General features: G+C 59.1%; 22 protein-coding genes. 6 read left to right on the forward strand and 16 right to left on the reverse strand.

Going from position 1 to position 26019, the window contains the following annotated elements; all coding sequences use genetic code 11:
- Positions 1–30: 30 nt before the first annotated feature.
- The 3 genes from AC0J1C_RS14205 to AC0J1C_RS14215 all read right to left on the reverse strand — a co-directional run bounded on the left by AC0J1C_RS14205 (position 31) and on the right by AC0J1C_RS14215 (position 3762).
- Complete coding sequence (locus tag AC0J1C_RS14205; RefSeq protein ID WP_473044432.1) at positions 31–1473, reverse strand: carbohydrate porin; 1443 nt, start codon at positions 1471–1473, stop codon at positions 31–33.
- 119 nt (positions 1474–1592) lie between these two features.
- Positions 1593–3059 (reverse strand): ATP-binding protein, encoded by a 1467-nt coding sequence (locus tag AC0J1C_RS14210; protein ID WP_473044433.1) that lies wholly within the window; start codon positions 3057–3059, stop codon positions 1593–1595.
- The gene (locus AC0J1C_RS14215; protein WP_473044434.1) at positions 3046–3762 is read right to left on the reverse strand and encodes a response regulator; all 717 of its coding nucleotides are present in this window, start codon (positions 3760–3762) and stop codon (positions 3046–3048) included. The genes AC0J1C_RS14210 and AC0J1C_RS14215 overlap by 14 nt, the downstream gene beginning before the upstream one ends.
- A gap of 120 nt (positions 3763–3882) precedes the next feature.
- Here AC0J1C_RS14215 and AC0J1C_RS14220 point away from each other — a divergent pair, with 120 nt between their 5' ends.
- Positions 3883–5127, forward strand: a complete 1245-nt coding sequence (locus AC0J1C_RS14220; RefSeq protein WP_473044435.1) for a substrate-binding periplasmic protein — start codon at positions 3883–3885, stop codon at positions 5125–5127.
- 22 nt (positions 5128–5149) lie between these two features.
- Here the strand turns inward: AC0J1C_RS14220 and AC0J1C_RS14225 are convergent, their stop codons facing one another.
- Positions 5150–6838, reverse strand: a complete 1689-nt coding sequence (locus tag AC0J1C_RS14225) for an HAD family hydrolase (RefSeq protein ID WP_473044436.1) — start codon at positions 6836–6838, stop codon at positions 5150–5152.
- Between the two features lie 75 nt (positions 6839–6913).
- Between AC0J1C_RS14225 and AC0J1C_RS14230 the strand changes: the two genes are divergently transcribed.
- Complete coding sequence (locus tag AC0J1C_RS14230) at positions 6914–7057, forward strand: DUF2256 domain-containing protein (protein WP_473044437.1); 144 nt, start codon at positions 6914–6916, stop codon at positions 7055–7057.
- On the forward strand, positions 7054–8586 hold the full coding sequence (locus AC0J1C_RS14235; protein WP_473044438.1) for an FAD-binding domain-containing protein: 1533 nt from the start codon (positions 7054–7056) through the stop codon (positions 8584–8586). Before AC0J1C_RS14230 ends, AC0J1C_RS14235 begins: the two co-directional genes overlap by 4 nt.
- Before the next feature lie 34 nt (positions 8587–8620).
- Here the strand turns inward: AC0J1C_RS14235 and AC0J1C_RS14240 are convergent, their stop codons facing one another.
- The 5 genes from AC0J1C_RS14240 to AC0J1C_RS14260 all read right to left on the reverse strand — a co-directional run bounded on the left by AC0J1C_RS14240 (position 8621) and on the right by AC0J1C_RS14260 (position 15333).
- A complete protein-coding gene (locus AC0J1C_RS14240) occupies positions 8621–9172 on the reverse strand; it encodes a hypothetical protein (protein ID WP_473044439.1) in 552 nt (183 codons plus the stop codon).
- Positions 9173–9310: 138 nt separating this feature from the next.
- The gene (locus AC0J1C_RS14245; protein WP_473044440.1) at positions 9311–9661 is read right to left on the reverse strand and encodes a DUF3147 family protein; all 351 of its coding nucleotides are present in this window, start codon (positions 9659–9661) and stop codon (positions 9311–9313) included.
- 76 nt (positions 9662–9737) lie between these two features.
- Positions 9738–12863: an efflux RND transporter permease subunit gene (locus AC0J1C_RS14250; protein WP_473044441.1), complete on the reverse strand. Its 3126-nt coding sequence runs from the start codon at positions 12861–12863 to the stop codon at positions 9738–9740.
- Positions 12863–14215, reverse strand: a complete 1353-nt coding sequence (locus tag AC0J1C_RS14255; protein ID WP_473044443.1) for an efflux RND transporter periplasmic adaptor subunit — start codon at positions 14213–14215, stop codon at positions 12863–12865. The genes AC0J1C_RS14250 and AC0J1C_RS14255 overlap by 1 nt, the downstream gene beginning before the upstream one ends.
- Before the next feature lie 5 nt (positions 14216–14220).
- Positions 14221–15333, reverse strand: a complete 1113-nt coding sequence (locus AC0J1C_RS14260; protein ID WP_473044444.1) for a TolC family protein — start codon at positions 15331–15333, stop codon at positions 14221–14223.
- Positions 15334–15759: 426 nt separating this feature from the next.
- Here AC0J1C_RS14260 and AC0J1C_RS14265 point away from each other — a divergent pair, with 426 nt between their 5' ends.
- Entirely contained in the window at positions 15760–16044 is a 285-nt protein-coding gene (locus tag AC0J1C_RS14265) for a hypothetical protein (protein ID WP_473044445.1), read from the forward strand.
- A gap of 146 nt (positions 16045–16190) precedes the next feature.
- Entirely contained in the window at positions 16191–16415 is a 225-nt protein-coding gene (locus tag AC0J1C_RS14270; RefSeq protein WP_473044446.1) for a hypothetical protein, read from the forward strand.
- Positions 16416–16572: 157 nt separating this feature from the next.
- Here AC0J1C_RS14270 and AC0J1C_RS14275 read toward each other — a convergent pair whose 3' ends face one another.
- The 5 genes from AC0J1C_RS14275 to AC0J1C_RS14295 form a co-directional block, all read right to left on the reverse strand.
- The gene (locus tag AC0J1C_RS14275) at positions 16573–17682 is read right to left on the reverse strand and encodes a hypothetical protein (protein ID WP_473044448.1); all 1110 of its coding nucleotides are present in this window, start codon (positions 17680–17682) and stop codon (positions 16573–16575) included.
- Between the two features lie 13 nt (positions 17683–17695).
- Positions 17696–20203 (reverse strand): ABC transporter permease, encoded by a 2508-nt coding sequence (locus AC0J1C_RS14280; protein ID WP_473044449.1) that lies wholly within the window; start codon positions 20201–20203, stop codon positions 17696–17698.
- Complete coding sequence (locus AC0J1C_RS14285; protein WP_473044450.1) at positions 20200–20886, reverse strand: ABC transporter ATP-binding protein; 687 nt, start codon at positions 20884–20886, stop codon at positions 20200–20202. The genes AC0J1C_RS14280 and AC0J1C_RS14285 overlap by 4 nt, the downstream gene beginning before the upstream one ends.
- A 9-nt stretch (positions 20887–20895) precedes the next feature.
- Positions 20896–21552, reverse strand: coding sequence for an outer membrane lipoprotein-sorting protein (locus AC0J1C_RS14290; RefSeq protein WP_473044451.1), 657 nt, complete (start codon positions 21550–21552; stop codon positions 20896–20898).
- A 135-nt stretch (positions 21553–21687) separates the two neighbouring features.
- On the reverse strand, positions 21688–21900 hold the full coding sequence (locus AC0J1C_RS14295) for a DUF2933 domain-containing protein (protein WP_473044452.1): 213 nt from the start codon (positions 21898–21900) through the stop codon (positions 21688–21690).
- A 382-nt stretch (positions 21901–22282) separates the two neighbouring features.
- Here AC0J1C_RS14295 and AC0J1C_RS14300 point away from each other — a divergent pair, with 382 nt between their 5' ends.
- Positions 22283–23359, forward strand: coding sequence for an ATP-grasp domain-containing protein (locus AC0J1C_RS14300; protein WP_473044453.1), 1077 nt, complete (start codon positions 22283–22285; stop codon positions 23357–23359).
- A gap of 47 nt (positions 23360–23406) precedes the next feature.
- Here the strand turns inward: AC0J1C_RS14300 and AC0J1C_RS14305 are convergent, their stop codons facing one another.
- Together AC0J1C_RS14305 and AC0J1C_RS14310 are read right to left on the reverse strand one after the other, a co-directional pair.
- Positions 23407–25794, reverse strand: a complete 2388-nt coding sequence (locus tag AC0J1C_RS14305; RefSeq protein ID WP_473044454.1) for a heavy metal translocating P-type ATPase — start codon at positions 25792–25794, stop codon at positions 23407–23409.
- On the reverse strand, positions 25787–26014 hold the full coding sequence (locus AC0J1C_RS14310; RefSeq protein WP_473044455.1) for a hypothetical protein: 228 nt from the start codon (positions 26012–26014) through the stop codon (positions 25787–25789). Before AC0J1C_RS14310 ends, AC0J1C_RS14305 begins: the two co-directional genes overlap by 8 nt.
- Positions 26015–26019: the final 5 nt, after the last annotated feature.

Here is a 26019-nt window from a genome sequence, read left to right on the forward strand (position 1 = left end):
TTCCTTCCTGTATTGTTGTCTTGATCAGGTTCAGAACCAGACTTCCATCTGGGTACCAAAGGTCCATTGACCGCTTTCAAAATCGCTGTCGGCGCCCAGGGCATCGCCGGAGGCATAGCCTTCCAGCTCGTCATCCCAGGTGGAATAGCTGACGAATAAACGGATCTCCGGGCGGTTCCAGAACCCGCCGACCTGGGGCTTGAAGGTGGGCGCCACGGTAAAGCGGCTGTAGTCGCCCTCCACGTCACTGCGGCCCTGGTAACCAAGCGTGGTGAGATCCATGGCCTGCCAGGACGCCTCGTACTGCATCTCGAAGTTCGTGGTCAGCTCCTGGGCCAGCCGGGCATTGACGGTCAGCCACTGGTAATCGTCGCCCTTGATGTAACGGTCCTCACTGGTCTCGGCCAGAAGCGCCGGCGCCAATCGCCAGTTTTCGCTCAGATAGGTAGTGCCGTAGACAGCCACACGAGTGCTCACAGCATCTTCGTGAAGATCGCCATCGGCGCCAATGTTCTTGGTTTCGGCGCCCAGGCCCTGGCCGTGCAATACCGCCACCTTGAAGTTTCCATCGGAAAGTCCGAAGAAGCTGTCACCGTGGTAGGCCAGCATGGTATGGGCACCGGTCTCAGCGGCCTGCTGGACACCACCCACAACGCGCTCGTCGTTCTCCTGCGCTTTCATTCCGCTGAGGGTCCACTGCACCTTGCCGAAATAGTTGTCGGCGGTGACGATCAGGTTATCCGTGTCGGAGGTGATGTCCTGATCCTGGATGTCGGAGGGAAACTCGAGAAAGCTTCGACCGTACAAGGAAAAGTTGGAGTGTACGTTATCGGCGAACTTGACGTCATAGATACCCGCGCCGAGGCCCCCGAGGAAAATGATATCGCTGTCCAGCCAGTGGATATCAAAGTTCAGGTCCCGGTCGAAGCGCTTGCCGGCCCAGATCGACGCGTCTGCGAAAATACCGGTAAAGCTGGCGAGGTTGCTGAACTCTACATACGCCTGGCGTACGTTCACCGCGCCATCCCCGGCGGTCCAGTCGTTCGAGGAGGTGGTGGAATCGGCAATCATCAACTGGTAAAGGGATTGGGTACCGTTCTCGGCCACCTGGCGGTAGTTGAGGATGGCCTCAAGGTAGGTGTCCGGCTCATTGCCGAGACGTCCCACCGCGCCACCCACGGAACCGGCGGGGGTCAGGTAGGGGCCGCCAGGGACACTTTGCAGGTCACCGCCCAACAGCAAACCTGAACGGGCATAGGTGTTGAAGGAAAAGCCTTCTTCCCCGGTAGCCTGGGGCTCCACTTCCGCCAGCTTCGCCTCGAGGGCCGCCAGGCGTTCTTCCACGCTCTGGCTATCCTGAGCCTGAGCCTGCCCGGCAGCCAGGCCCAGCGAAATCAGGCTGACGGCAACGGACAACAGACGGCTTTTCGGAAGTGTTTTTACAGATTGGGTGCCATACGCAATGTTGGACATTTTCAGACTCCTTGTTTTTGTTGTATTGGCAACATCGGAGTCTATGGCAGGAAGCGACAGCACTACGTATCAAAGGGAAATGCCCATGTAACAACCTTGTTACATGGCTACATGGGCGATCAGTGGCGTGGCAGGGTCAGGGTAACGTGCAGGCCGCCGGTGGGCCGATTGCTGATTTCCAGCTCACCGCCGTGGCTCTGGGCAATGTTGCGTGCAATCCCGAGGCCCAGGCCAAACCCCTGGTGCTGGTTCTTGTCCAGCCGGTAGTACGGCTCGAAGATACGGGCCAGTTGGTCTTCTGAGACGCCGGGCCCCTCGTCCTCCACATGGATTCTCAGTTCACCGTCCGAGTCCTCGATTCGCACCAGCGCCCTGTTCCCGTACTTGACGGCGTTGTCCACCAGGTTGCCAAAACACCGCTTCAACGCCAGTGGCTTGCCCCGGTAAGCCCGGCAATGGCCCTGCACGGTCACCTGCCCCGGGCCATCACCCTGGTAAGCCTCGGCCATGCCCCGCAGCATCCGCTCCACATCCACCGGCTCGGCATTCTCGTGAATGTCGCTGTCCTTGATGGACTGGAGCGCGTTCTTCGCCAGCAGCTCCAGTTCCCGAAGATCGGCCTCCAGACGTTCGCGCATGGCGTCGTCCTCGATCAGATCGACCCGCAGCCGCAGCCGGGTAATCGGCGTTTTCAGATCGTGGGAGATGGCGCGGAACAACTGGTTTCGATCGCTGATGTAGCTCTGCAGGCGCCGACGCATGGTATTGAAACTTCGGGTCACCGCCACGATTTCCGCGCTCCCCTTCTCCACCAGCGGCGGCTGATTGTCCTCCAGGGGCAGATCCCGCGCCGCCCGGGCCAGCCTGCGCAGCGGGCGCGTCTGCTGCCGGATCAGCCAGGCCAGTACCGGAAAGAGAATGGCGATCATCACCACCAGAAACAGGATCTGCTGGCCGGGTATACCCTCATCCTCCAGGGACACGTATGGGGCCGGCAACGCGGCCGCGAGGTACAGCCATTCGTCTTCTGTCACCTCAACCTGAGTGACCAGAACGGGCGGATTCAGCGGCTCCAGGGTGAGTGCGTAGTGAGCCCAGGACTGCGGCAGGGCATCCAGCGGCATCTCACTGTTGAGAATGCGCAGATTGGCGGGATCCACGAAATCCACATGCAGATTGATCCGGTTACCGAGTCGCCGGCGCAAAACCGACTCCACCTCTTCCGTAACCAGCCGCTTTCGCTCGGTATCCGGCAGGGGCGTCATGTTGATACGCCGGTCGTTGAGTGAAACAAAAAAGCGGGTGCCGCCCATATCGCGGAGCTGGTCCAGGACAATATGCCGGTACTCCAGAGGCAACGAATTGAAAAACTGCGCGGTGGCCGCGGCGGACTGGGCCAGGTTGCGGGTTGTCGCGACCAGCCCCTGCACCTGCTGGGCCCGGAAGGTGGCAATCCAGGCGACACTGGAAATGATCTGGGCGCTGGCCATGGCCAGCAGGGTCAGCAGCAGCACCCGCCCCAGCAGTGACGAGGGAAACCAGCGCCGACCGGATCCTGCGGACTCTCCCCGGTTATTCAGATACATGGCTCACCGTTGCCGCCAGCAGATAACCGGCGCCCCGCACGGTCTTGATCAGCCTGGGGTTGCGCCCCTGGTCGCCCAGCCGCTGCCGGAGCCGGCTGACAGCCACGTCGACCACCCGATCCAGCGGCATAGATTCGCGGCCACGGGTCACATCGGAGATGGTGTCACGATCCAGTACTTCGTTGGGGTGGCTAAGGAACAGCTGGAGCAGTGCGAAATCGGCACCCGAGAGCGCCGTGCTCTGCTGGTTCTCGTCGATCAGCTCGTGGGCCAGGGTATCCAGGCGCCAGCGATCGAACACCACGTAGCGCGGATTATCCGACCGGGAAAAGCTGGCCCTGCGCAGCAGCGCCTTGACCCGGGCCTGCAATTCCCGGGCACTGAAGGGCTTGGCCAGATAGTCGTCGGCCCCCAGCTCCAGGCCAACCACCCGGTCGGTTTCATCCGAGCTGGCCGTCAACATGATGATTGGCACGCGACTGTGCTCACGGATCTGCCGGCACAGGGTGAAGCCATCGTCACCGGGCAGCATCACATCCAGCACAATCAGATCAATATGCGCCGCGTCCAGTTGCCGCCACATCTGTTCGCCATCGCCGGCGGTCCTGACATCATAGCCAACCCGGGAGAGGTGTTCCTCGAGCAGCTCAAGGATGGCGGCATCGTCGTCCACCACCAGGATCGATGCTTTCCTGTCGTTCACAGCATGGCCCTTTTTGTTTTTGATGGCCCAAAGAATATGTCCAAAAGTTGTGAGGAAAAAGCCCCGAATTGGTGCTAGCCTCAATTCAGGATTGTCGACAACACGGACGCGGTCCCCTCTATGACACTTAGACTGGCATTGGGCCTCACCACGGCGCTGGTCTATTCCGTATGCCAGGCCCAGACACCAACACTGAAGCTGCTGACCTTCGAAAGCCCACCCTACCAGATGGCGGGGCCGGGCGCTGATGGCTCCAGCCTGGTGGTTGGCGAAACCGCCAATACCGTGGCCTGTGCCGCCAACCGTGCGGGCTGGGCCACACGCATCCGGATTGCCCCACAGAATCGGGCCATCCACTCACTTGAGCGCAAAATGATTGATGGCTACTTTGCCATTGATCCGTCTTCAGAGCTCGACACCATAGCAAAACGCAGCGACCCGGTGGCGCTGGAGAAATGGTATTTCTTCACTCGGGGCGAGCGGCCGTTCAGCCGGGATCTTCGTATCGGGGTGGTCTCCGGTAGCAACGAGGAAGCCTGGCTGGAAGCCAATGATTACCGGATCTTCCTGAGCGTGTCCTCGCCGGCCCAACTGCTCGCTCTGCTCAAGCGCGACCGGATCGATACCGCGCTGATGGATGAGCGGGTCATGAACCGCCTGCGCCAGACCAACGATTTCAATGACCCGCAACTGAGCCCCCACTTCGTTCGCTATGCGCCCCTGTACCTGTACCTGAGCGAGACCTTCACCTCGGATCATCCGGAATTCCTGGGTACGTTCAATCGAACCCTCACCAAGTGCATGGCTGGCCAACTCGCGCTGTCCGAGGAGGAAGAGCGGCGTATTACCAAACTCTCTGAGCGCCTGTTCAGGGAGCTGAACAGTATCCTGGATATTCGGCAGATCATTGAGGCGGGACCCCGGCAGGAAAGCTTTACCGACGTGATGACTATCGACAGCCAGTGGCAGGCCATGTCGCCGTTCCAGACACCGGATCTGGCCGACGAAATCCTGGCACTGCCAGGCTCCAGGGCCCTGCATGCCTGGCAGCAGTCTCACCCGGGGCTGATCACCGAGGTCATGGTGGTGAACGACATGGGCACGCTGGCCGCCATCAGCCAGCTCACCTCAGACTACTGGCAGGGTGACGAGCCAAAATTCCAGAAAGTCATGGGCGTGTCCGGAGCGAGCGCCACCTCTGGACAATCCCTGTTCATCTCACCCATTCGTTACGACACCTCGGCAGCACGGTTTCAGGTTACCGTCAGCACGGCGGTACCGTCCGATGATGGCGAAACCGCCGAGGGGGTCATTGTCATTGGCTTGGGTATCGAGGACGCCCTGAGCGAATACGAGCGTCAGTGAGGTTCCTTATAGTGGCCCGATCCTAAGGCGGACCCACCTCACAGGCCAGCACCAGCGCCCAGAACTCCGAGAAATCGTTCACCACGACATCCGGCTTGTCCGGATGCTTGTGGGTGCCCGGGAAGATCTTGTTGAGCCACGGCAGGTCCCACTGGGCGCCGTTGAAGAACACCGCCGTCATGCCCGCTCGCTTGGCGGCAATCACGTCGGTGGTGCTGTCGCCCACGTACCAGACAGAAGGGTCCGGCGGATAGTCCAGTTTCTGCACCGCCAGCAGCAGCTGGTCCGGGTGGGGTTTGCGAAGCGGCGTGTCGTCGCCACAGACGTCCACATCGAACAGCTCGGTCCAGCCAGTGTCCTCCACCGCGGCCAGTTCGTGCTCGAAGAACTCACGATCGCGGTTGGTGATCACGCCCACCTGGATACCCAATCGGCGAAGGCCTTCCAGCACTTCCCGTACTTTTGGCTCAAAGGCCTTCACGGTGCCGTAGTGTTTGCGGTAATGGTAGTTGAAGGCCTTGTGGGCGATCTGCTTGGCCTCCTGATCCTCCCCGAACAGCACCTCGAAAATGTCCGTGCGGGAGATCTTCCGGTCGGCCTTCACCTTCGGATGGAGCTTCGCAAACTCCCGGACGTAGGCCACCAGCTTGACGTCTTCCGGGGTTTTGCTGTCTTCCGGCGCCACCATTCGGTCCATGAGCCTGAGCTTGTGAAAATCCGGCAGCATGTCGTCCACCGCGTGGTACATGGCATCCAGGGTGTCCACCAGGGTGGCGTGCCAGTCGAACAGGATCACCGCCGGGCGAATCAGCTTCACCACTGCCGGGTGCCAGTCGGGCTCGATCCGGGGCTGTGGCCGTTCAGGCGGCGGGAAAGGCCGTGGCCGAACTTCCGCCGGCGCTCGCTGGAAGGCCTCTGGCTGCCCGCGTTCCAGCAAGGCCAGCAGGTCCATCAGGTCTTCAAAGCTGTCAAGAATCGCCGCCGGCGCATCCCGGTAAGAGAACCAGCTGTCAATCCGGCCGGACTCCCAGCAGGCACCGTTGTAGAACACGCCGGACACCCCGGCCTTGTTGGCGGTGAGCATGTCGATGTAGCTGTCGCCCACGTACCAGGCTCGCTCATCGGCGGGCAGCCCGAGTTTCTCCAGCGCCTTGAGTATCACTTCCGGGTCCGGTTTGTATTCGGTCACATCGTCGGCGCAGACGGTGGCGTCGAACAGGTTCTGCCAGCGGCCTTCGTCCACTGTGCGCAGCTCTTTGTCGAGGAACTCGCGGTTGCGGTTTGTGGAGACGGCCAGGCGAATGCCCATGGCCCTCAACGCACTCAGGTACTCGTACGCACCGGGCTGGAAAGGTTTGACCTGTCCGAAGTAGCGACGATAGGCCGCGTTGTATGCCTTGTGGGCAATCAGCTTGGCGTCTTTGTCATCGCCGAAAATGGCGTTGAAGATATCCGTTCGGGACACCCGCCGCTCTGCCAGTATGCGTGGGTGCAGGCGCCGGAAGATACGGATATAGCGCACCAGCCGGGCATCGTCTGCCGTGCGGCACTGGTCCTCCGGCAACAGCCGGTCCACCAGGCCCAGCTCTTCCAGTTGCGGTAGCATGTCTTCCATGGCGCTGAACATGGCGTCGTGGGTGTCGACCAGCGTGCCGTGCCAATCGAAGATCAGAACACCGGGTGCCGGCAGGTGATCGCTGAATCGGGCCATGGACAATCCTTCGGGGTTTCAGGAACGTACAAGTCAATAACTTCCTAAACTGTCAGTAAAAACCATTTTATCCGGATGCACAAAAAACCCCATCTTCCCGAGAAAATCTGCCCGGTTTGCAGTCGCCCGTTCGCCTGGCGCAAAAAGTGGGCGAAGGACTGGGACAACGTGCGCTACTGCAGCGAACGCTGTCGGCGGGCCAGGAGCAAAGCCGAATGACTACGGTGGTCTGGTTCAAACGGGACCTGCGCACCCACGATCACGCCCCGCTGGTGGCATCGGCCGCTCTCGGCGAGCCAGTGATACCGCTGTATGTGATCGAAGACGACTACTGGCAGTTGCCGGATACCAGTGGCCGCCAGTGGCAGTTTATCCGGGATTCCCTAACCGATCTGGACCAGCAGCTACGCGCCGCGGGCAGCCGGTTGTGGGTGCTGCGCGGAACGGTGCTCGATGCCTTCAAACAGCTTCAGGCCAGCCACGGCATCCAGCGCATTTTCTGCCACCAGGAAACCGGCGGTCAGTGGACCTTTGACCGGGACAAGTCCGTCATCCAGTGGTGCGCGGAGAATGGCGTCGAGTTTCAGGAGTGGCGCCAGTTCGGTGTGGTTCGGCGACTGGCCGACCGGGACCTGTGGGACAACGCCTGGACGGATCTGATGCGGGGCAACACGCTGGCCGCTCCGGAAAGAATCCCGGCCGCTGAGGGCGGCCCGACGATGGACTGGCAACTGGCGCCCCGGACGCTGGGCCTTGCCGATGATTGCCCGGACCGTCAGGCCGGTGGCAGCGCCCGCGGCGAAAAGCTGCTCTCGTCGTTCCTGGATCGCCGTTGCGTGGGTTATCAGTACAACATCTCCAGCCCCAATACCGCGTTCCGGGCCTGCTCGCGCCTGAGCCCCCACATTGCCTACGGCACCGTCAGCCTGCGGGAAATCTACCAGCAGGCGAAAGCGGCCGGGCAACACCGCAACACCCTGCCCCGGAAGAAAAAGAGCCTCACCAGCTTCCGCTCCCGGCTGCACTGGCACTGCCACTTCATCCAGAAACTGGAAGACGAGCCGGAACTGGAATTCCGGGCGATGCACCGGGAAATGGAAGTGCTGAAAACCGGGCCTAACAATTCCGAACGCCTGCAGCGCTGGCAGGAAGGCCAGACCGGCTGGCCGCTGGTGGATGCGAGCATGCGTGCGCTCAACCACACCGGCTGGATCAACTTCCGGATGCGAGCCATGTTGATGGCAGTGGCCAGCTACCAGCTATGGCTGCACTGGCGTGATCCCGCTCTGCATCTGGCCCGGCTGTTCACCGATTTCGAGCCCGGCATCCATTACTCCCAGACCCAGATGCAGTCGGGCCTGACCGGCATCAATGCCCTGCGCATCTACAACCCCGTACTGCAAAGCCAGAAGCTGGACCCGGACGGTGAGTTCATCCGCCGCTGGATTCCGGAACTGGCCGGCGTGCCCAGAGAGATGATCCACACACCCTGGCTGATGACGCCACCCCAGAAAGCCCGTTACGGCGGCAATACCTATATTGCCCCGGTGTGCAATCACGAGCAGGCGGCCCGGGTGGCGCGCAAAGCGATAGGAGATTTTAGAAAACGGTCGGTTAGCCGGGCCGAAACCGACCGCGTCCTGAAACGTCATGGCAGCCGGAAGGGACCGGTACAGAAGCGCCCCGGCGTTCCTTCCAGCCCCCGAAAAGAAGACGGGCAAAGCGACCAGCTGTCACTCTTTGACTAACCTCCCTGCCCAGGGGAAGGCCCGCACAGCCGACTCAGTTGCGGTACATCTGGCGCTGGTGTTCGAGCATCTGCTCCATCATCAGCTGCATCTGATTCATCCGGTTTTCCATCCGGTCCATACGGTGTTCGCTGTCCATTCCGGGCCCACTCGATTGGTTACCCTGGGCACTGCCTGGCTGTTTCTTGCCCTGGTTCTTGCCCTGAGCCTGGTTATTCATCATGCCCTGCTGATTCCCCATGGCGCCCTGGCTGCCTTTCATGCCGCCCTGGCCCATGCCGCCGTCGCCCATCATGCCCTGCCCCATCGTTCCGGGACCCATCATGCCGCCACGCATCATCTCCATCTGCTCGTGCATGGCTTCCATGTGCTGCTCCCTCAGACGCTCGCGCTCAGCGTTGGAGTCGGCGTTGCGCATCTGCTGCATCATCTCCTGCATTCGCGACATGTTGTCGTGCATCTGCTGCATTTGTTGCTGGTTCATCATGCCATCGTGGGGCATCTGGTCGCCGTTGCCGTGGGAAAAGGCGAGAGCGGGCAAGGCAGTAATAACAGAGTAAATGGCAAATCGACTGATTCGGTTCATGGCTCCCTCCTTATGGGTAGCGGCTTCATGCGTCCTTTTCAGTAAAGCCCATGAATCTGAATCCGGGCTGAAAAAACCGTGGCGAAGTGCACCAGAAGGCAGCAAGTTTGATCTGGGTCAGTTCCAGACTGACAGCCCTCAGAGAAGAACAATTCCGAACCGCTTTACCGCCAGCGCCAGGAGGCCAAAACACGCCATGGTCAACAAAGCGCTGATGCCAAGGGAAGGCCAAAAGCCGAACCTCGACATCAGGAAGGGAAACACCAGAAACATCGGCAAAGTCGGCAATACATACCAGAAGGTGTACCAGGCATGGTTGCTGATTTTTTCGTCTGGCTGTTGTTCCACGTATAGCCAGACCATGGCAAGGATCGTTACAAAAGGCAGAGCCGCAATCAGCGCACCAAGTTTGTCGCTTCTTTTGGCTACCTCTGAGACGAGGACAATCAACGCCGCTGTTATCGCATATTTGGTGATTAACCAGACCATGGAACTGCCTTCTGAATGAGAAAGATCTATCGGTTCTAGCGTAGCATTCTCGCCCAGAGGCCAGTGCCAGCCAAGCCTAGAAATCCTCGATACTTCCCCGTTTCCACAGATAAAAGAGCACCGGAATAACCAACAGTGCCAGGATCACCGCACTGATCATTCCCCCGACCATTGGCGCCGCTATACGCCCCATTACCTCAGAACCTGTGCCGGTACCAACCATTATGGGTACCAAGCCGCCAATTATGGCGGCGGCTGTCATCATGATCGGACGTACCCGCAGACCGGCACCGTGCAGCACCGCATGACGAAGGGTTTCGCGTCGTGGGCTGAGTCCCTTCGACTGACAGGTTTCCACCATGGCCTCGAAGGACTGATTCAGATACACCAGCATGATCACACCAATCTCCACGGCCACGCCCGCGAGTGCAATAAACCCGACCCCCACGGCCACCGAAAAGTTATAACCCAGCAGATACATCAGCCAGATAGCGCCGATCATGGCAAATGGCAGCGTACCCATGATGATCCCGACCTCCGCGAAGCGCCGGAAGTTCAGGAACAGCAGGATCACAATGATCGCCAGGGTCAAGGGCACCACATAGGTGAGTTTTTCCTTGGCTCGCAGCATGTACTCGTATTGGCCGGACCAGGTCACCGAGTAACCTGCGGGCAGATCAAGCTCTTCGTTCACCGTGGCCATGGCTTGTTCCACGTAGCTGCCGACATCAACCCCCTCAATATCCACAAAGGTCCAGCCGTTCAGCCGGGCGTTCTCACTCTTGATCGCCGGCGGGCCATCCTCGACCCGGATGTCGGCAACATCGGCAAGTGCGATGCGTTGTCCTGAGGCGGTTACAATGGGCAATTGCTCCAGTTTTTCCGGTGAATCCCGGTAATCCTCCGGGTAACGGAGATTCACTGGGTAGCGCTCCAACCCTTCGATAGTCCGGGAAACATTGATACCGCCGATTGCCGACGCCACCACCTGCTGCACATCCGCAATATTCAGTCCGTAACGTGCGGCGCGTTCGCGATCAATATCGACCTTGATGTAGCGCCCCCCGGCGACCCGCTCGGAGTAAACCGACGCTGTGCCGGGGATGTCCACCATGATTTCCTCGAGGCGTTTGCCAATACCCTGAATCGTGGCCAGGTCAGGCCCGGCCACCTTGATGCCTACAGGCGTCTTGATCCCAGTTGCCAGCATATCGATGCGAGTGATGATCGGCATCACCCAGGCGTTGGTCACACCGGGGAAACGAATCAGGTTGTTGAGCTCCTGCTTCAGTTTTTCCGTGGTCATGCCTTCCCGCCATTCTTCCCTGGGCTTGAGCTGGATAAAGGTCTCGATCATCGTCAGCGGAGCTGGATCGGTGGCGGTATCCGCCCGGCCCACTTTGCCGAAGACCGTTTTAACCTCGGGTACCGTGGCAATCAGCTTGTCTGTCTGCTGCAGCAGCTCCCGCGCCTTACCGATGGAGATACCCGGATAGGTGGTGGGCATGTACATAAGATCGCCCTCATCCAGCGGCGGGATGAATTCGCTACCGATTCTGGTGGCGGGCCAGACACCAACAACCAGTGCCAGCACCGCGGCCAGAACGGTTGTTTTCGGGAAGCGAAGTACCAGCTTGAGGGCCGGCATGTAGGCACCGACCAGCAACCGGTTCACGGGGTTCTTGTGCTCCGGCAGCACCTTGCCCCGGATGAAATAGCCCATGAGCACAGGCACCAGGGTCACCGCCAGCGCCGCGCTGGCTGCCATGGCGTATGTCTTGGTGAAGGCCAGTGGGGCAAACATCCGACCCTCCTGAGCTTCCAACGCAAACACAGGCACAAAGCTGACGGTGATGATCAGCAGGGAGAAGAACAGCGCTGGCCCCACCTCGGAGGCAGATCGGGTTACCACTTCCCATCGGTTCTCAGGTGTTAACGGCGTCCGTTCCATGTGTTTGTGCATGTTCTCGATCATCACGATGGCGCCGTCGATCATCGCCCCGATCGCAATGGCAATACCGCCGAGCGACATGATGTTGGCGTTGATGCCCTGCCAGTGCATGACAATAAAGGCCGCCAGAATGCCCACCGGCAGGCTGAGAATGGCAACCAGTGATGACCGCACGTGGAACAGGAAGACAATGCACACCAGGCCCACCACAAGGAACTCTTCCAGCAGCTTGAAGCCCAGGTTATTGACGGCCCGTTCAATCAGACCGGAGCGATCATAGACGGTCACAACGTCGACGCCCTCGGGCAGGCTGGACTTCAGGTCTTCCAGTTTGTCTTTAATGCCATTGATGGTCGCCTGAGCGTTCTCACCAAAGCGCATGACCACCACTCCACCAACGGTCTCGCCCTCGCCATTCAGCTCGGCAACGCCACGTCGCATCTGGGGCCCAACCTCCACGGTTGCTACGTCCTTGAGCAGCAGCGGCGTGCCATTGTTATCCAGCCCCAGCGGTATCGACAGCAGATCATTACGGGACTGGATATAGCCTGAGGTGCGCACCATGTATTCCGCTTCGGCCCTCTCGATCACCGACGCACCCACTTCCTGGTTACCCCGCTTGATGGCGTTCTGGATATGGGCCAGCGGGATCCCCAGGGCGCGGAGTTTTTCCGGGCTGACCTTGACCTGGTACTGTTTCACCATGCCGCCCAGGGCGGCCACCTCGGACACACCGGGCACCGTTTGCAGCTCGTATTTCAGGAACCAGTCCTGCAGGCTGCGCAGTTCGCTCAGGTCGTGATTACCGGTGCGATCCACCAGGGCGTAAAGGTATACCCAGCCAACGCCGGTGGCATCGGGCCCCAGCTGCGGGCGGGCCGAGTCCGGCAGGCTGGGCGCTACCTGGGAGAGATATTCGAGTACCCGCGAACGGGCCCAATACATGTCAGTGTCTTCATCAAAGATCACGTAAACGTAGGAATCCCCGAAGAATGAGTAGCCCCTCACCGTTTTCGCACCCGGTACCGAAAGCATGGCGGTGGTCATCGGATAGGTCACCTGATCCTCCACCACCTGCGGGGCCTGTCCCGGAAAGCTGGTTTTGATAATAACCTGGACATCCGACAGATCCGGTAAGGCATCCACCGGCGTTTGTTTCAGGGAATACAGGCCGAGACCCGTGATCAGCAATGTGGCTAGCAACACCAGGAAGCGGTTACCAACCGACCAGCGAATAATGGCAGCAATCATCACTCGCCTCCGCCATGGTTCATGGTGCTGTGATCCTTGGTGTCTTGCTCCATGGCATACTGACTCATCGTGCTGTGGTTCATAGCGCCGTGATCCATGCCTTCGTGATTCATGCCCCCATCATCTTGGGCCTGAGGTGCCGACATCCGCTGGAAATCCGAACTCTTGCTCGATTCTGAGTCGATAAGGAACTGGGCCGATGTGACAACTGTGTCACCCGGCATCAGGCCATCGAGTATTTCCGCATACTTGTCCCCCACGCGCCCAACGCTTACGTTTATCGACTTGAAGGCGCCCTCTTCCAGAGCCAGAACGAGGCGATCACTCTGGCCGGTACGGATAACCGACTCCCGGGGCACCAGAAACTGCCGCTCTCCGCGGTCGCCCTGAACCTCCAGCCGGGCAAACATACCTGGCATCAGGACACCATCCTCGTTATCAAACCGCATCCGTACTTGCGCCGTCCGGGTTTTCGAATTCACCTCCGGGTAAACGTAATCCACGCTGCCCCGCCACTGGCGGCCGGGCATATAATCGAGGGTCATCTGCACGCGATTGCCAGCCTCAACCGCTGATAGCTGGCTTTCGAACACCTCACCGATCACCCAGACTTCATCGAGCGCTGCAATCGACAGAACCCGGTCTCCGGGCTTGATGAACATACCCTCGCGCACATTCAGGCTCTCAATCACACCGGAACGGGGGGCGTAAACGGTCATGGTTCTCTGAATATCGCGGCTCTGGCGTAACCGCTTGATCAGACTGGCCGGCACATTCAGCGCCGCCAGCCGCTCTGTAGCAGCCTCCACCAGTTTCTGACTGCCCCGGTTCATCGCCAACAACAGCTCTTCCTGGGCATTCACCAGAGTGGGTGAATACAACGTGTACAGCGGCTTGCCCTGTTCAACGGGCTCACCCTCGGCTTTGACAAACAGCGTTTCTATCCAGCCATCAACGCGGGGATGGACGTGCACCATCTGGTCTTCGTTGTATGCCACATAGCCCACGGTGGTGATGTCGTTGGGCAGCCGCCCTTGAATCACCGGCTCTGTTCGAACCCCAAGATTATTGACGACCGTCGGTGAGATCCGAACCGTGCCCGCCGCGTCGTCTGCCGAGCCTCCATCCTCATACACCGGGATCAAATCCATACCCATGGGCGATTTTCCGGGTTTGTCACTTTTGAAATTGGGGTCCATGGGAGCGACCCAGTACAGCGGCTCTTTCGAGTCGGTACTGGCCTGTTCATCAGAAGATATCGCGTGGGTTTCAGTTTCAAGCCAGTAGGTGGCAACAGCGCCGGCGAGACCGCCGAGCAACACAAAGCCCAGAGGGCGAACAAAGCTAGCCATGATGATCAGTCCTGATAACGGGTCATTGAAAAACGAGGAATCTTGGAAGTGTCAGCCGTCAGGTAGCGGAAGCTCGCCAGATTCCTGGCCCGTTCGGCTTTCATCTGAATCAGTTCTACCTCGGCATTAAGCTCTGCAATTCGTGCTCGTACTGCCTCGGCAAAGTCCCCGTCATCGTTGTTGTAGGCAGTCAGTGCAGCACTTGCCTGCGCTTCCATCTGTGGCAGCAGGGTCTTTTCATACAGCGCTATGCGTTCATCCAGGCGCTGAATTCTGGCAACGGCAGCACGGGCTTTGGCTCGAAGCCCACGAAGCTGAAGAAGGCGCTCGATTTTTGCCGCTTCCAGTCGAGCCATAGACGCGCTGAGTGCCCGGTCCTGACGATTGCCAGTGAAAATCGGAAGATCAAAGCCAATACCCACTGAAAACAGGTCGGCTCGGCCCTGACCGTTCGGAGCCCGGTCCCGGTATCCGTACTGGGCCGATACCGACCATTCCGGTTTGTAGGACTGGCGGGCCAGGTCAACGTCAACACTCTGAACCTCAATCAACTGATCTGTGGCGCGCACTGCCGGATGCCGGGTCAGTGAGTCCGTGGCGGATTCAACCCAGGCAGAAGGGAGTTCCTCCAGCAGTTCGCGGGGAATATTGTCGGTGACAGCCAGGTATCCCTGATCCAGGCCAACCCACTCGGCCAGCGCTTCGCGATCCGATGCCTCTTGCACATGCAGGGCTGTCAGCCGGTCCTCGAGCCGGGTCAATTCCAGCGAAGCCCGGATAACATCCTGCTGTCGCGAACCCATGGTGGCGGATGTGTAACCGGCGGCAGCAACATCTTCCAGTTGCTCAAACAACCCTCGGTTACTTTCTATCAGCTGAATACTTCGCTCGGATCGCCAGACGTCCAGCCAGAGGCGTGTCACCGTTTCTTCAACCTGTGCCCGACGATTCTCTCGCAGGAACGGCTGAACCCCGGCCATTTCTTTTTTCTTCACGCTTGCCAGCTGGCGACTGTTTCCCCGAGGGATTCGCTGCGTAACGCCGATGGTGGCCTGAGTCATTGCCTCCTGGCTGGTGTCGAGGGTATCCATGGGTACATTGGCAGCGCCAATGGTCATCCTTGGATCCGGAAGAGCGCCAGCGGCAATTGCCTCCTGCTGCAGAGCATCCTCAACCTTGAGGCTCTGTCCAAACCAGGGGTCATTCGTGGTAGCGACGTCTATCGCATGAGACAGCTCTAGCCTGGGCTCGGCCAAACCCGGCAAGCTCGCCAGAACTGACACACCGACGCAGGCCGATCTTATAAAAAGGGAAAGGGCGGGCAACGTGAAATCTCCACTTGAATGATTACTCGCGAGCAATCTTATGGAGTTAATCTGAACCGAAACTGAAATTATTTTTTAACGAATGATCTATTGATCTGGCTCAATTATTTAAAATAGTGACAAATATCAAAAATATTTAATTTTTTTATGCTTCGGTTTCAGGATCATTTCAGGATCGAGTGATTACATATAAAAACCAACCAATCAGGAGGTGTAATCATGAAAATATTATTTGTATTAGCAGCAACCGTCACCCTTTCAGCACCTGCATTTGCAGGCAACATGTCATCAAATAATGAAGTGAAGCCCACGGTTAATGAGATGAAAGATGAGCGTATTGCTGAAAACATCCTCCAGAACGAAAAGATGCAACGTCTCCACAAGCGGATGACGCGTGATGCAGCATCTGAAGGTGGTATGGAAGCCCGCCTGGACATGATGACTAAAGAAGGCCGCGCTTATCACGAAGCCCTGGAGCAACGGCGAAAAAATGCCGCAGGGTAAGGCCTGCGGCAACGCTAACTCTCAAAGACGCTCGCTCCGGCCGCCAAATGGGCAACAGCCAGAGCTAGAACAGGCGAATTAAAACACACAAACCTGAAACTGAGCTGAATAACTCAGCTTCCTGAAAGCAAGAAAGGGAGTCCTATATGAAAAAATTAATTATAGCAGCAGCACTCACAACTCTGTTCTCTACAGCGGTCAACGCCAATTCCGGTTTGGCGGACCGGATCAACGAGGCTCGCACTTTGCCGAACAAGGAGGTTGAAACCCCAGATTCGCAAATGCTTTGCATGGAACATAAAAAGCTGCATTCGAAAATGAGCCAACTTGGAGTAAGCGAAAAACCCCATAAAGAAATCGGAAAATGCTAAACGCAGCATTTAAATAAACATTACTTATAATGACCATCAAATCAGGGCCAGGATTTATGAAGCTCACCTGGCCCTGACATTTGCTATTAATACTACAAAACCATAATGTCGATTATCCAAACCAATAAGTATCGGCCGACTGCCAAATAAACGGGTTTCAAAAATACCATTGTGCCTCAAGAAACATCAGTGCTTTCAATCGCCCGTATTCGCTGCTGTCACCTCCTCCAAACCATTGGGCACCGACGGTGAGGTAGATTTCCTGACTGAGAGGAGGGATCCAGCGAGACCGTGGATAAACAACCCAACTCGCATCATCGGCATTGCGTAGCGCAACCACCTCATACTGCCAGAACGGGTTAATGTCGTGGCGCATCAGTAGCCCGGTGTAGTGGCGACCAGCGTAGATCGGCTGAGCGGAAACCAGCGTTTCGGGGCCAATCGCGCTGACCGGAACGGGACGACCGTTGTAGAAGTACTCCAACGCCAGCGTCAGCCCGTTCCGGAACGACCAGTTCAGATCGACGACTCCCTGCCAGTAACTGTCACTGACATCCGGATCGCTCCATACCCATTCGGTTCGCCAACCGGTTTCCATCACTGAGCCACTACCGTCGAACCCCAGCTTCATGACATCTTCAAATTCGCCCGCCATCAGCCCTGCGTCGACACCGGCGATGTAGCGCTTTACCCGCGCCGCCGTACTTGCATCGTCGTCATCGTGTTGCGGTGCATGCACCGCACTGATCCGCCCTAGCGCCCCCCACGCTTGGTCCCACAGTATCGCGTCAACTCCGATGCGTTCGTCCGGTTCCAACTGCAAGGGGCTGACCGGGTTGAGGATGTCCATGGGGTTCCAGATCAGAGCGGTAGACCAGTTCACCTGCTGACGCCCCAACCGGAAGTCGCCCATCGGTGACCGCCACTGCACGGTCCCCCGATAGAGTTGGTGGCGAGCTACAAGATCACCGGACTCATAAAACTCGTCTTGCAGGGTCCAGTAACGCGGGTCCGGCGCGCCATTGAGCAATGCAAATTCCGATGAATCCAGAAAGTTGCCCGTGAGCAGCTCCAGGTCATACGCAGCCTCGATAGTCCAGTCGCCCTCGCGGTAGCGCGGCTTCAAGCGCAATCGGGTCAGGTTTGAGAGGTAAGGATCACCGTTCACCAACGAGCGTGAACCCGCTGTCTGGTTCTTGAGATAGCCGGAATGGCTGAAATCCGCCTGGATACCGGCAGTTGACAGGGTTGCCACCAGCCAGACCATTAGGCGCCCCGGCCTAACCATGTCGAATGGCCTCCACCGGGTCGAGGCGGGCCGCCCTTTTCGCAGGGTACAGCGCCACCAGCACGGAGCAGGCGAACAGCAGCACACTGGGCAACCAGACGTGGTCAAGAATAAGCACCGGGTACACCTTGTCGGTAATGCCCGGGATCGCCTCGAAGGAGCCCGCAATGGCAGAGAGGTCGATGCCACTGCGATTCAGCCAGGCGACGATCAGCCCGCCCAGCACGGTGCCCGCAACCACGCCCAACAGCGCCAGGAACAGAGCCTCGAAGAGGATCGTCAGCACCAGTTGGCTGCCCCGGGTCCCCAGGGCAAGCATGACGCCCAGTTCCCGGGTGCGTTCCATCACTGACATCACCATGGTGTTCATCACCCCGATGGCCACCACAACGAACACCACGGACAGGATCAGGTAAAAGTCGATCTGGGTCATCTCGATCATTTGCATCACCACTGGCAACAGGGTTTCCCAGTCCTGGGCTACCAGTTGGGTATCGGTGAGTTCGCGATTTAGGCGTTCGGCCAGCGGCGTGCTCTGCGAGCGGTCCTGCAACTTCAGTGCGATGCGCGAGGCCTGATCCGGCGCGAAGCCGGCGAGTTGGCGGGCCTGAGTGATGTTCACGAACACATATTCGCTATCGAACAGGTCGCTGCCAGTGCGGTAGATGCCCGTTATGGGATAAGCACTGGAGGTCAGATCACCACTGGCTTGCTGCACAGTCACCACCAGTTTGTTGTTCAGGCGGGCATCCAGTTCGTCCGCCAGCTTGCGACCGATGACAATGCCTTTACCATCGTCCTGAACGTACCGGCCCTCCACCATGTAGCGGGCAAGTTCGGTAACCTGCCGTTCCTGTTCCGGCGCCACACCCACCAGTTCCACGGGCTGGCTGGTTTTGGGGTTGGCCACCATGCCTTTGAGCAGGATACGCGGGGCGGCGGCCTGCACGTCGGGTTCATCCGCCAGAGTTTTCAATCGCTCGCTTACATCGTCGATGCGCAAATTCGGCGCCAGATCCACATCGTGCCCCTTCGCCATCACCTGAACATGGCCGCTGAGCTGCTGGGTAGAATTGCGGACCATCTGCTCGAAGAAGCCGTCGGCAAAGCCGTAGAGAAACAGGTAGGCAGCCAGACCGAAAGCCGTGGCCGAGGCGGTAATCATTGAGCGGCGGGGGTTCCGGAAGAGCGAGCGCAGGGCCATATGGGCAAAGATCAGAACCCTGCGATCGGAGGTAACCTCAGTGTGGATGCGGCGCAACCGGTTGGTGGCACTGCGGTGCGCCTCCATGGCCTCCAGGGGCGTATGACGGCTGGCAATCCAGGCGGGAACGACCGCCGCCAGCAGGGCGACCACAATGACCACCACGCCGATGATCGCCCAGCGATCCGGACTGGTGGTGGGATAGACGATACCGCTCAGGCCCGGCATGGTATCCATGGCTTTGATGTAGGCCGTGAAGTCCAGGCCGCTGCTGGCAAAGTAGGCGGTCACGGCCAACCCAAGGACCAGACCGAGAGCGTAACCTGCCAGGGCCATCAAAGACGTTTCCAGCAGAACCAACTGCACGATGCGCGAGCCCGAGGTGCCCACCGCCATCATGACACCGAACTCCCGTCCTCGCTCCATGACCGACATCAGGATGGTGTTGGCGATTCCCGCGGCCACCACCACGAACACCACAAAGATGACGATGTAGGCCACAGCATTGTGAAAGTCCATCATCTGCACCAGGGATGGCATCAGCTCCGGCCAACCCAGCACTTCCACCGGGCGCGCCCGTAATTGCCGTTGCAGGCGATCAATCACCAATGGCAACTGATCGGGGTCATCCACCCGGGCAGCCACTTCAGTGACGCGGCCCCAGAGTGCATAAAGCTCCTGAGCCGAAATCAGGGGAATCTGAGCAACCTGGCCGTCAATGCGTTTCACACCGGTTTCGAACAAACCCACCACGGTGAACCGATCAGCACCGATCGAGCCATCGGCGGTCTGCACCACCAGAGCCAGTTCGTCGCCCACTTCGGCTTCCAGAGCCAGAGCCGCACCGGCGCCGAGCAGGATTTCATTTCCGGACTGCAAATAGCGGCCCGCCACCAGGGAGTGGTCGAGGCGGGTTACCGTTTTCTCGCCGGCGGGATCAACACCGGTAACCTGCATCGCGCGGGATTTCTCCGCCAGGCTCACCAGAGCGTGGCCGGTCAGCCGTGGTGCCGCAGCCGCCACGCCTTCGGTATCAGCCACTCCCGGTGGCAGATTCCACTGCTCGGGCAGCGCGATGTTCATTTCCCGCTCGTCGTGGAAGCCGCGCGCGTGAACCTTCAGATCACCGGTGAGATAGCCGGTCATGTTGTTGATCATCTGGGCGTTGATGCCGTCGATGAACGCCCAAAGAAACACGAGGCCCGCCACACCCACGGTCAGCGACAGCAGGGTAATCCCCGTGCGGCGTCGGTTCGCCCTCAGGTTACCCAGGGCCAGCCGCAGCCAGGCCATCATGGCCGGCGTTCCTCGTGGTCGATCTGGCCATCCTTGAGGTGCACTACCCGCCGGGCCCGCTCCATCACCATGGGATCGTGGGTGGAGAAGACGAATGTGATGCCGTGCTCGTCGTTCAGCCGGCGCATCATGTCCAGCAGAGCGGCACCGGTTCTGGAGTCGAGATTGGCCGTGGGCTCGTCCGCCAGTACGATGGCCGGCTTGCTGACGATGGCCCGGGCCACCGCTACCCGCTGCTGCTGGCCGCCTGACAGTTCATTGGGCAGCCGGGTTTCCAGACCCTCCAGCCCCACATCAGCCAGGATCGCCCGGGCTCGCTGACGACGCTCGCGAAAGGGCACGCCCCGTAACATGAGCACGTATTCCACGTTTTCCTGGGCCGAGAGCACGCCGATCAGGTTGTATTCCTGGAACACGAAACCGATCTTCCACAGCCGCAGATCGGTTCGTTTCCTGCGGGTCAGACCGGTGATTTCCTGACCATCGATCTGGATCCTGCCAGCAGACGGCTCGTCCAGTGCGCCGATCTGGTTCAACAGCGTGGTCTTGCCCGAACCGGACGGCCCGACCAGCGTGGTAAACTCCCCGGCCTCGATGGTCATCGACACGTCGTCCAGGGCTTTTACGGCAATGCTATCCTGCCGGTAAATGCGGGAGACGTGTTCAACATTCACAAGCGCCATGGGCAAGCCTCACTGTGGATTGCGCAAGCGGCGCAGGGTAAACAGCTCGTCGTCCAGCGCGACATCAAACTCGATGGTGTGGATTTCAATCACCGTGCGGGACTGGGGTTTGTCCGCATCCACCATGGTCCAGCGGGTGGGGATTTGACGTCCGCCACGGATATCGACGTCGCTGTATGTCATGGTCTTCACCGCCTGGTCCCGCTCACCAAAATAGGTCATAACAAGGGGGATGTAATCCTCACGGATCGAGAACTCCAGGCGGCTCCAGACCACCGGAGCGTCAGGCCTCGGGGTGGAGACCACACGATAGACTGTCGTCCCACCCTGCTCTTCGCTGCTTGTCACTTCGTGGGTGTAATCATCAACAAACGAGCTTTCCTTGACCAGATCGTCGTTGCTGAAGTTTGACCCCATCCAGGGTTGCAGCATCATCGAGGGCGGGATCTTGAGGGTGCGGTCCACCTTGGGCAGGTAGTTCCACATGGCATCGCCAATACGCAGTGAACCGATGCCTGCTTCTTTTTTGGGGGCATGAATGCGAATCAGCGTCTTCTCCGGCCGATCCATCCAGGCTTCCAGGTCCAGTTCCCGGGTCCAGTATTCGGTTTCAATGCGCATGGTGAAGCGGCCGTGGTTGCTGTCGGACCAAAGGGTGTCCTCCATGCCTTGAATCAAGGATGCTCCCGAAGGCGGAGCGGCCAACGCAATGCCGGGGAACACAATGAGAACAGCAATCACGGCCCGGTATTGCATGCGCCCCTCTGAATGAATCGTCTTGACCGGTAACATCAGAGTCCTTTATTCCTCACCCTTGGCTCCCCTCTTTCCTGAGGACTCGCTATGAACATGGCTCCTTCCATGCCCCCTGTGCATAAACAGGTGCATCAGCGGGCAAGCAAGGAGTATCAGCCAGGGCAACGCACCAAGCAGGTGTTCCCTGTGCTCGCCCCAGAGCAGAACCAGCGCGAAAACAGCAAAAATTGCCAGGGTAATTTTGTAGCGTCGATCCATGAGTCGTTCCTTTTCTGGAAAAGCGGAGTCACACCAAACTTTACGGCATGCTCAATATCCATCAGTGCAGCACGCCAAGCTGAAACAAGTCTGAAAATGGTTGCGAAACATGCATCCGATTGACCAGAATCAATTTACAACGCTCAAACCTGACGATGGATGTCCGATGCAAGACGTACCGCCGGAAAACCCGGGAACAAGTCAATCCCATGCCGATCGACTCAACCGGCAGTGTTTCTGCATTACTCTCGACAGAAAAGCCCTCTCCGAGAGCCTCCAGAGGCAATTTTCGGACACTGGCAATGGGGCGCCTGAATCTCCTGATCTCCAAACTTTCTTTTCAAGCACGCCGGTCTTTGTTCCCCAGACAGAAATCACAGCGATGGAACGGGTTGTTCAGGCGATCGAAGCCGCCGCAGGGCTTGCGCCCTTCAAAGAACGAGCGCTTTCCTGGGCACCGGAGATTGCCGGTTTTGATCCTGGCCCGATCGGGGCCTTCATGGGCTATGACTTTCACCTGACTCCCGACGGCCCCCAGCTGATCGAAATCAACACCAACGCCGGTGGCGCATTTCTGAATGCGGTTCTGGCCCGTGCGCAACATCGATGCTGTACTCCACGATTGCAGGATGCCAGCACAAACGGTTTGCTGGATGGATTTGAAGGGGCGGTGCTTGCCATGTTTCAGCAGGAGTGGCAAAGGCAAGGCCGTGATTCAGTGCCTGCGCGCCTGGCCATCGTGGATGACGACCCGCAGTCCCAGTTCATGTTCCCGGAATTCGAGCTGGCGCAACAAATGCTTGATGCCGGAGGAATCGAAACCGTGATCCTCGACCCATCGGAGTTTGACTACACCAATGGCGTCCTGACCGCCCGGGGCCAGCCCATCGATATGGTGTACAACCGGCTGGTGGATTTCGCCCTGGAGGCCCCCAATCATCGGGCCCTGAGACACGCTTATCTGGACAATGCCGTGGTGGTAACTCCCAACCCCCGGGCGCACGCGCTGATGGCCGACAAACGCAACCTGATTCTGCTGTCCGATGTCGGGACACTACGCGACTGGGGGCTGAATGAAGTCGAGGCGGGGTATCTGGGGAAAGCGGTGCCAGAGACACGACTGGTTTCAGCAGAGGACGCGGAAATGCTGTGGAGCAACCGACGCCGACTGTTTTTCAAACCGGTGGCGGGGCATGGCAGCAAGGGCGTCTACCGGGGCGAAAAGCTCACCCACCGCGTTTTCGAGGATATTCTGAAGGGGGACTACATCGCGCAGAACTTCGTTCCCGCCGGAGAGCGCACGCTTAGAATCGATGGCGAGGTCACCACCCGCAAAGTCGATATCCGCCTGTACACCTACGCCGGACAGCTGCTGCTTGCCGCTGCCCGGGTTTACCAGGGCCAGGCCACCAATTTTCGCACCCCGGGCGGTGGCTTCGCGCCGGTTTTTCAGGTGTAGGACTTTACCCTCAGGCGGGCACAGCGACCCGCCATTGGTTCAGACGCTCACTGCTTCGCCCCAAGCTTCACTACCCTCAAGCGCAGCGCATTCACGATCACGCTGACCGAGGACAGCGACATGGCCGCTGCCGCAAAAATGGGTGACAGCAGGATGCCGAATACCGGGTACAGCACCCCCGCCGCAATCGGAACACCCGCCGAGTTGTAGACAAAGGCGAAAAACAGGTTCTGGCGGATGTTGCGCATGGTTGCCAACGACAACCGACGCGCCTCGACAATACCCATCAGGTCGCCTCGCAGCAGCGTAATTCCGGCACTCTCGATGGCCACATCGGTGCCTGTGCCCATGGCTACGCCCACGTCTGCGGTTGCCAGAGCAGGAGCATCGTTCACGCCATCGCCGGCCATCACCACGATGCGGCCTTCATCCTTGAGGCGCTGAACAATCTTACCCTTGTCCTCCGGCAACACCTCGGCTTCTACCTCGTCGATGTGCAGCTTGCGGGCAACCGCTTGGGCCGAGGTGCGGTTATCACCGGTGAGCATCACCACCCGGATGCCGTCTTTCTGCAAGGCCGAAATGGCGGCCTCGGTGGTTTCCTTTACGGGGTCGGCAATGGCCAGCAGGCCGGCCACCTTCCCCTCCACGGCCGCGAAAATGACCGTTGCGCCATCACTGCGGAGCTGTTCGGCCCGCTCATCAAACGCGCGGGTGTCAACGCCCTCAGCCTCCATCAGCAGCCGGTTGCCAAGCAGCACTCGTTTGGCGCCAATGTGGCCGGTCACGCCCTTGCCATTGGGTGAATCAAAGTCCTCCGCATCCGGCAGGGTAAGCTCCATACCCTTCGCCTTTTCAAGGATGGCGTGCGCCAGTGGATGTTCACTGCCCTTTTCCAGACCGCCGGCATAACGCATCAGATCGCTGTCGCTGAAGCCCTCGGCGGTCACCAACTGAGTGACCTGTGGTTTGCCTTCGGTCAGGGTACCGGTTTTATCCACCACCACGGTGTCCACCTTCTCCATGCGCTCCAGGGCTTCAGCATCACGAATCAGCACACCACTCTGGGCACCGCGCCCAACGCCAACCATGATGGACATGGGGGTTGCCAGGCCCAGTGCGCAGGGGCAGGCAATGATCAGAACGCTCACGGCGGCAATCAGGCCGAAGGCCATAGGCGGCGTGGGCCCAAAAACAGACCATGCGATAAAGGCGGTGATCGCAATCACGATGACTGCTGGCACAAAGTAACCGGCAACCTTGTCTGCCAGCCCCTGAATTGGAGCTCGACTGCGTTGCGCGCTGGCCACCATCTGTACAATCTGGGACAGCATGGTATCGCGGCCCACCTTATCGGCCCGCATGATGAAACTGCCCTGCTGATTGATGCTGCCGCCAATCACCAGATCTCCAGCTTTCTTGCTGACCGCCAGCGGTTCGCCGGTGACCATGGATTCATCAATGTTGGAACTGCCTTCAAGCACCTCACCGTCGAGGGGTACCTTGTCGCCCGGCCGCACCCGCAGACGATCCCCAACCTTGACCTGGTCCAGCGAGACATCGGACTCACTGCCGTCATCGCCCAATTTCCTGGCCGTAGCAGGGGCCAGATCCAGCAGGGCCTTGATGGCACCGGAGGTTTTCTCCCGTGCCCGCAATTCAAGAACCTGGCCGAGGAGCACCAGCACCACGATAACCGCCGCTGCCTCGAAATAGACCGCCACCGAACCGTCTTCCTGGCGAAACGCGCCCGGGAATATCTGGGGGGCCAGGGTTGCCACCAGGCTGTATATCAAGGCAACACCGGTACCGATGGCAATGAGCGTGAACATGTTCAGGTTACGGCTAACCACCGATTTCCAGCCGCGCACGAAAAAGGGCCAGCCACACCACAGGACGACGGGCGTTGCCAGCACCAACTGGATCCAGTTGGACATTTGCGGCGGTACGATGTGATCCAACCCGGTGAGGTGCCCACCCATCTCGAGAACGAGAACAGGCAGCGTCAGAACCAGCCCGATCCAGAACCGGCGCGTCATATCCCGGAGTTCTTCCGAGGGCCCATCGTCCAGGCTGACCTGCTCAGGTTCCAGGGCCATCCCGCAGATCGGACAGTCGCCCGGGCCCTGTTGCCGGATTTCCGGGTGCATGGGGCAGGTGTACATGGTGCCTGGCGCAACCGGCTCTTCCTCGCGGTTGTTGTCCCCAAGGTAGCGGTCCGGATCCTGCTCGAACTTCGACTGACAGCCCGCCGAGCAGAAATACCAGGTACGACCTGCATGCTGGCTGCGATGTTCTGCGCTGTGCGGGTCCACCGACATACCGCACACCGGATCCTTCACGGCGTGCGCATCAGCGCCTGTCTGGCCGTGGTCGTGGTTATGGTGACTGTGGTCGTGATCATTGTGGTGATGAGCGTGCCGATGCTCAGCCATCCTGGCGCTCCTTCCTGTCTGCGGGCCAATCGGAAAAGGCTATGAAATACAGTAGACCAAGATTGATCAGGGGTACCAGGATCAGCAGCCCCAGCCAGCCCGGGTAACCCGTGCGCTGGCAGATGCGCCAGACCGGAACAACCACCACAATCGCCATCACCAGCATCCACAGCCAGTGTCCCGCCCACATGGTATTTCCGAACATATCGGTGTCCATCATGTTAA

The sequence above is a fragment of the Marinobacter sp. E2 genome (assembly GCF_055755345.1).

Excerpts from the sequence above, each read along its gene's own strand:
- AC0J1C_RS14205 (WP_473044432.1), bottom strand. The coding sequence starts at position 1,473 with ATGTCCAACATTGCGTATGGCACCCAATCTGTAAAAACACTTCCGAAA.
- AC0J1C_RS14210 (WP_473044433.1), bottom strand. The coding sequence starts at position 3,059 with ATGTATCTGAATAACCGGGGAGAGTCCGCAGGATCCGGTCGGCGCTGG.
- AC0J1C_RS14220 (WP_473044435.1), top strand. The coding sequence starts at position 3,883 with ATGACACTTAGACTGGCATTGGGCCTCACCACGGCGCTGGTCTATTCC.
- AC0J1C_RS14225 (WP_473044436.1), bottom strand. The coding sequence starts at position 6,838 with ATGGCCCGATTCAGCGATCACCTGCCGGCACCCGGTGTTCTGATCTTC.
- AC0J1C_RS14230 (WP_473044437.1), top strand. The coding sequence starts at position 6,914 with ATGCACAAAAAACCCCATCTTCCCGAGAAAATCTGCCCGGTTTGCAGT.
- AC0J1C_RS14235 (WP_473044438.1), top strand. The coding sequence starts at position 7,054 with ATGACTACGGTGGTCTGGTTCAAACGGGACCTGCGCACCCACGATCAC.
- AC0J1C_RS14240 (WP_473044439.1), bottom strand. The coding sequence starts at position 9,172 with ATGAACCGAATCAGTCGATTTGCCATTTACTCTGTTATTACTGCCTTG.
- AC0J1C_RS14245 (WP_473044440.1), bottom strand. The coding sequence starts at position 9,661 with ATGGTCTGGTTAATCACCAAATATGCGATAACAGCGGCGTTGATTGTC.
- AC0J1C_RS14250 (WP_473044441.1), bottom strand. The coding sequence starts at position 12,863 with ATGATTGCTGCCATTATTCGCTGGTCGGTTGGTAACCGCTTCCTGGTG.
- AC0J1C_RS14255 (WP_473044443.1), bottom strand. The coding sequence starts at position 14,215 with ATGGCTAGCTTTGTTCGCCCTCTGGGCTTTGTGTTGCTCGGCGGTCTC.
- AC0J1C_RS14260 (WP_473044444.1), bottom strand. The coding sequence starts at position 15,333 with ATGACCATTGGCGCTGCCAATGTACCCATGGATACCCTCGACACCAGC.
- AC0J1C_RS14265 (WP_473044445.1), top strand. The coding sequence starts at position 15,760 with ATGAAAATATTATTTGTATTAGCAGCAACCGTCACCCTTTCAGCACCT.
- AC0J1C_RS14270 (WP_473044446.1), top strand. The coding sequence starts at position 16,191 with ATGAAAAAATTAATTATAGCAGCAGCACTCACAACTCTGTTCTCTACA.
- AC0J1C_RS14275 (WP_473044448.1), bottom strand. The coding sequence starts at position 17,682 with ATGGTCTGGCTGGTGGCAACCCTGTCAACTGCCGGTATCCAGGCGGAT.
- AC0J1C_RS14280 (WP_473044449.1), bottom strand. The coding sequence starts at position 20,203 with ATGATGGCCTGGCTGCGGCTGGCCCTGGGTAACCTGAGGGCGAACCGA.
- AC0J1C_RS14285 (WP_473044450.1), bottom strand. The coding sequence starts at position 20,886 with ATGGCGCTTGTGAATGTTGAACACGTCTCCCGCATTTACCGGCAGGAT.
- AC0J1C_RS14290 (WP_473044451.1), bottom strand. The coding sequence starts at position 21,552 with ATGGAGGACACCCTTTGGTCCGACAGCAACCACGGCCGCTTCACCATG.
- AC0J1C_RS14295 (WP_473044452.1), bottom strand. The coding sequence starts at position 21,900 with ATGGATCGACGCTACAAAATTACCCTGGCAATTTTTGCTGTTTTCGCG.
- AC0J1C_RS14300 (WP_473044453.1), top strand. The coding sequence starts at position 22,283 with ATGGAACGGGTTGTTCAGGCGATCGAAGCCGCCGCAGGGCTTGCGCCC.
- AC0J1C_RS14305 (WP_473044454.1), bottom strand. The coding sequence starts at position 25,794 with ATGGCTGAGCATCGGCACGCTCATCACCACAATGATCACGACCACAGT.
- AC0J1C_RS14310 (WP_473044455.1), bottom strand. The coding sequence starts at position 26,014 with ATGATGGACACCGATATGTTCGGAAATACCATGTGGGCGGGACACTGG.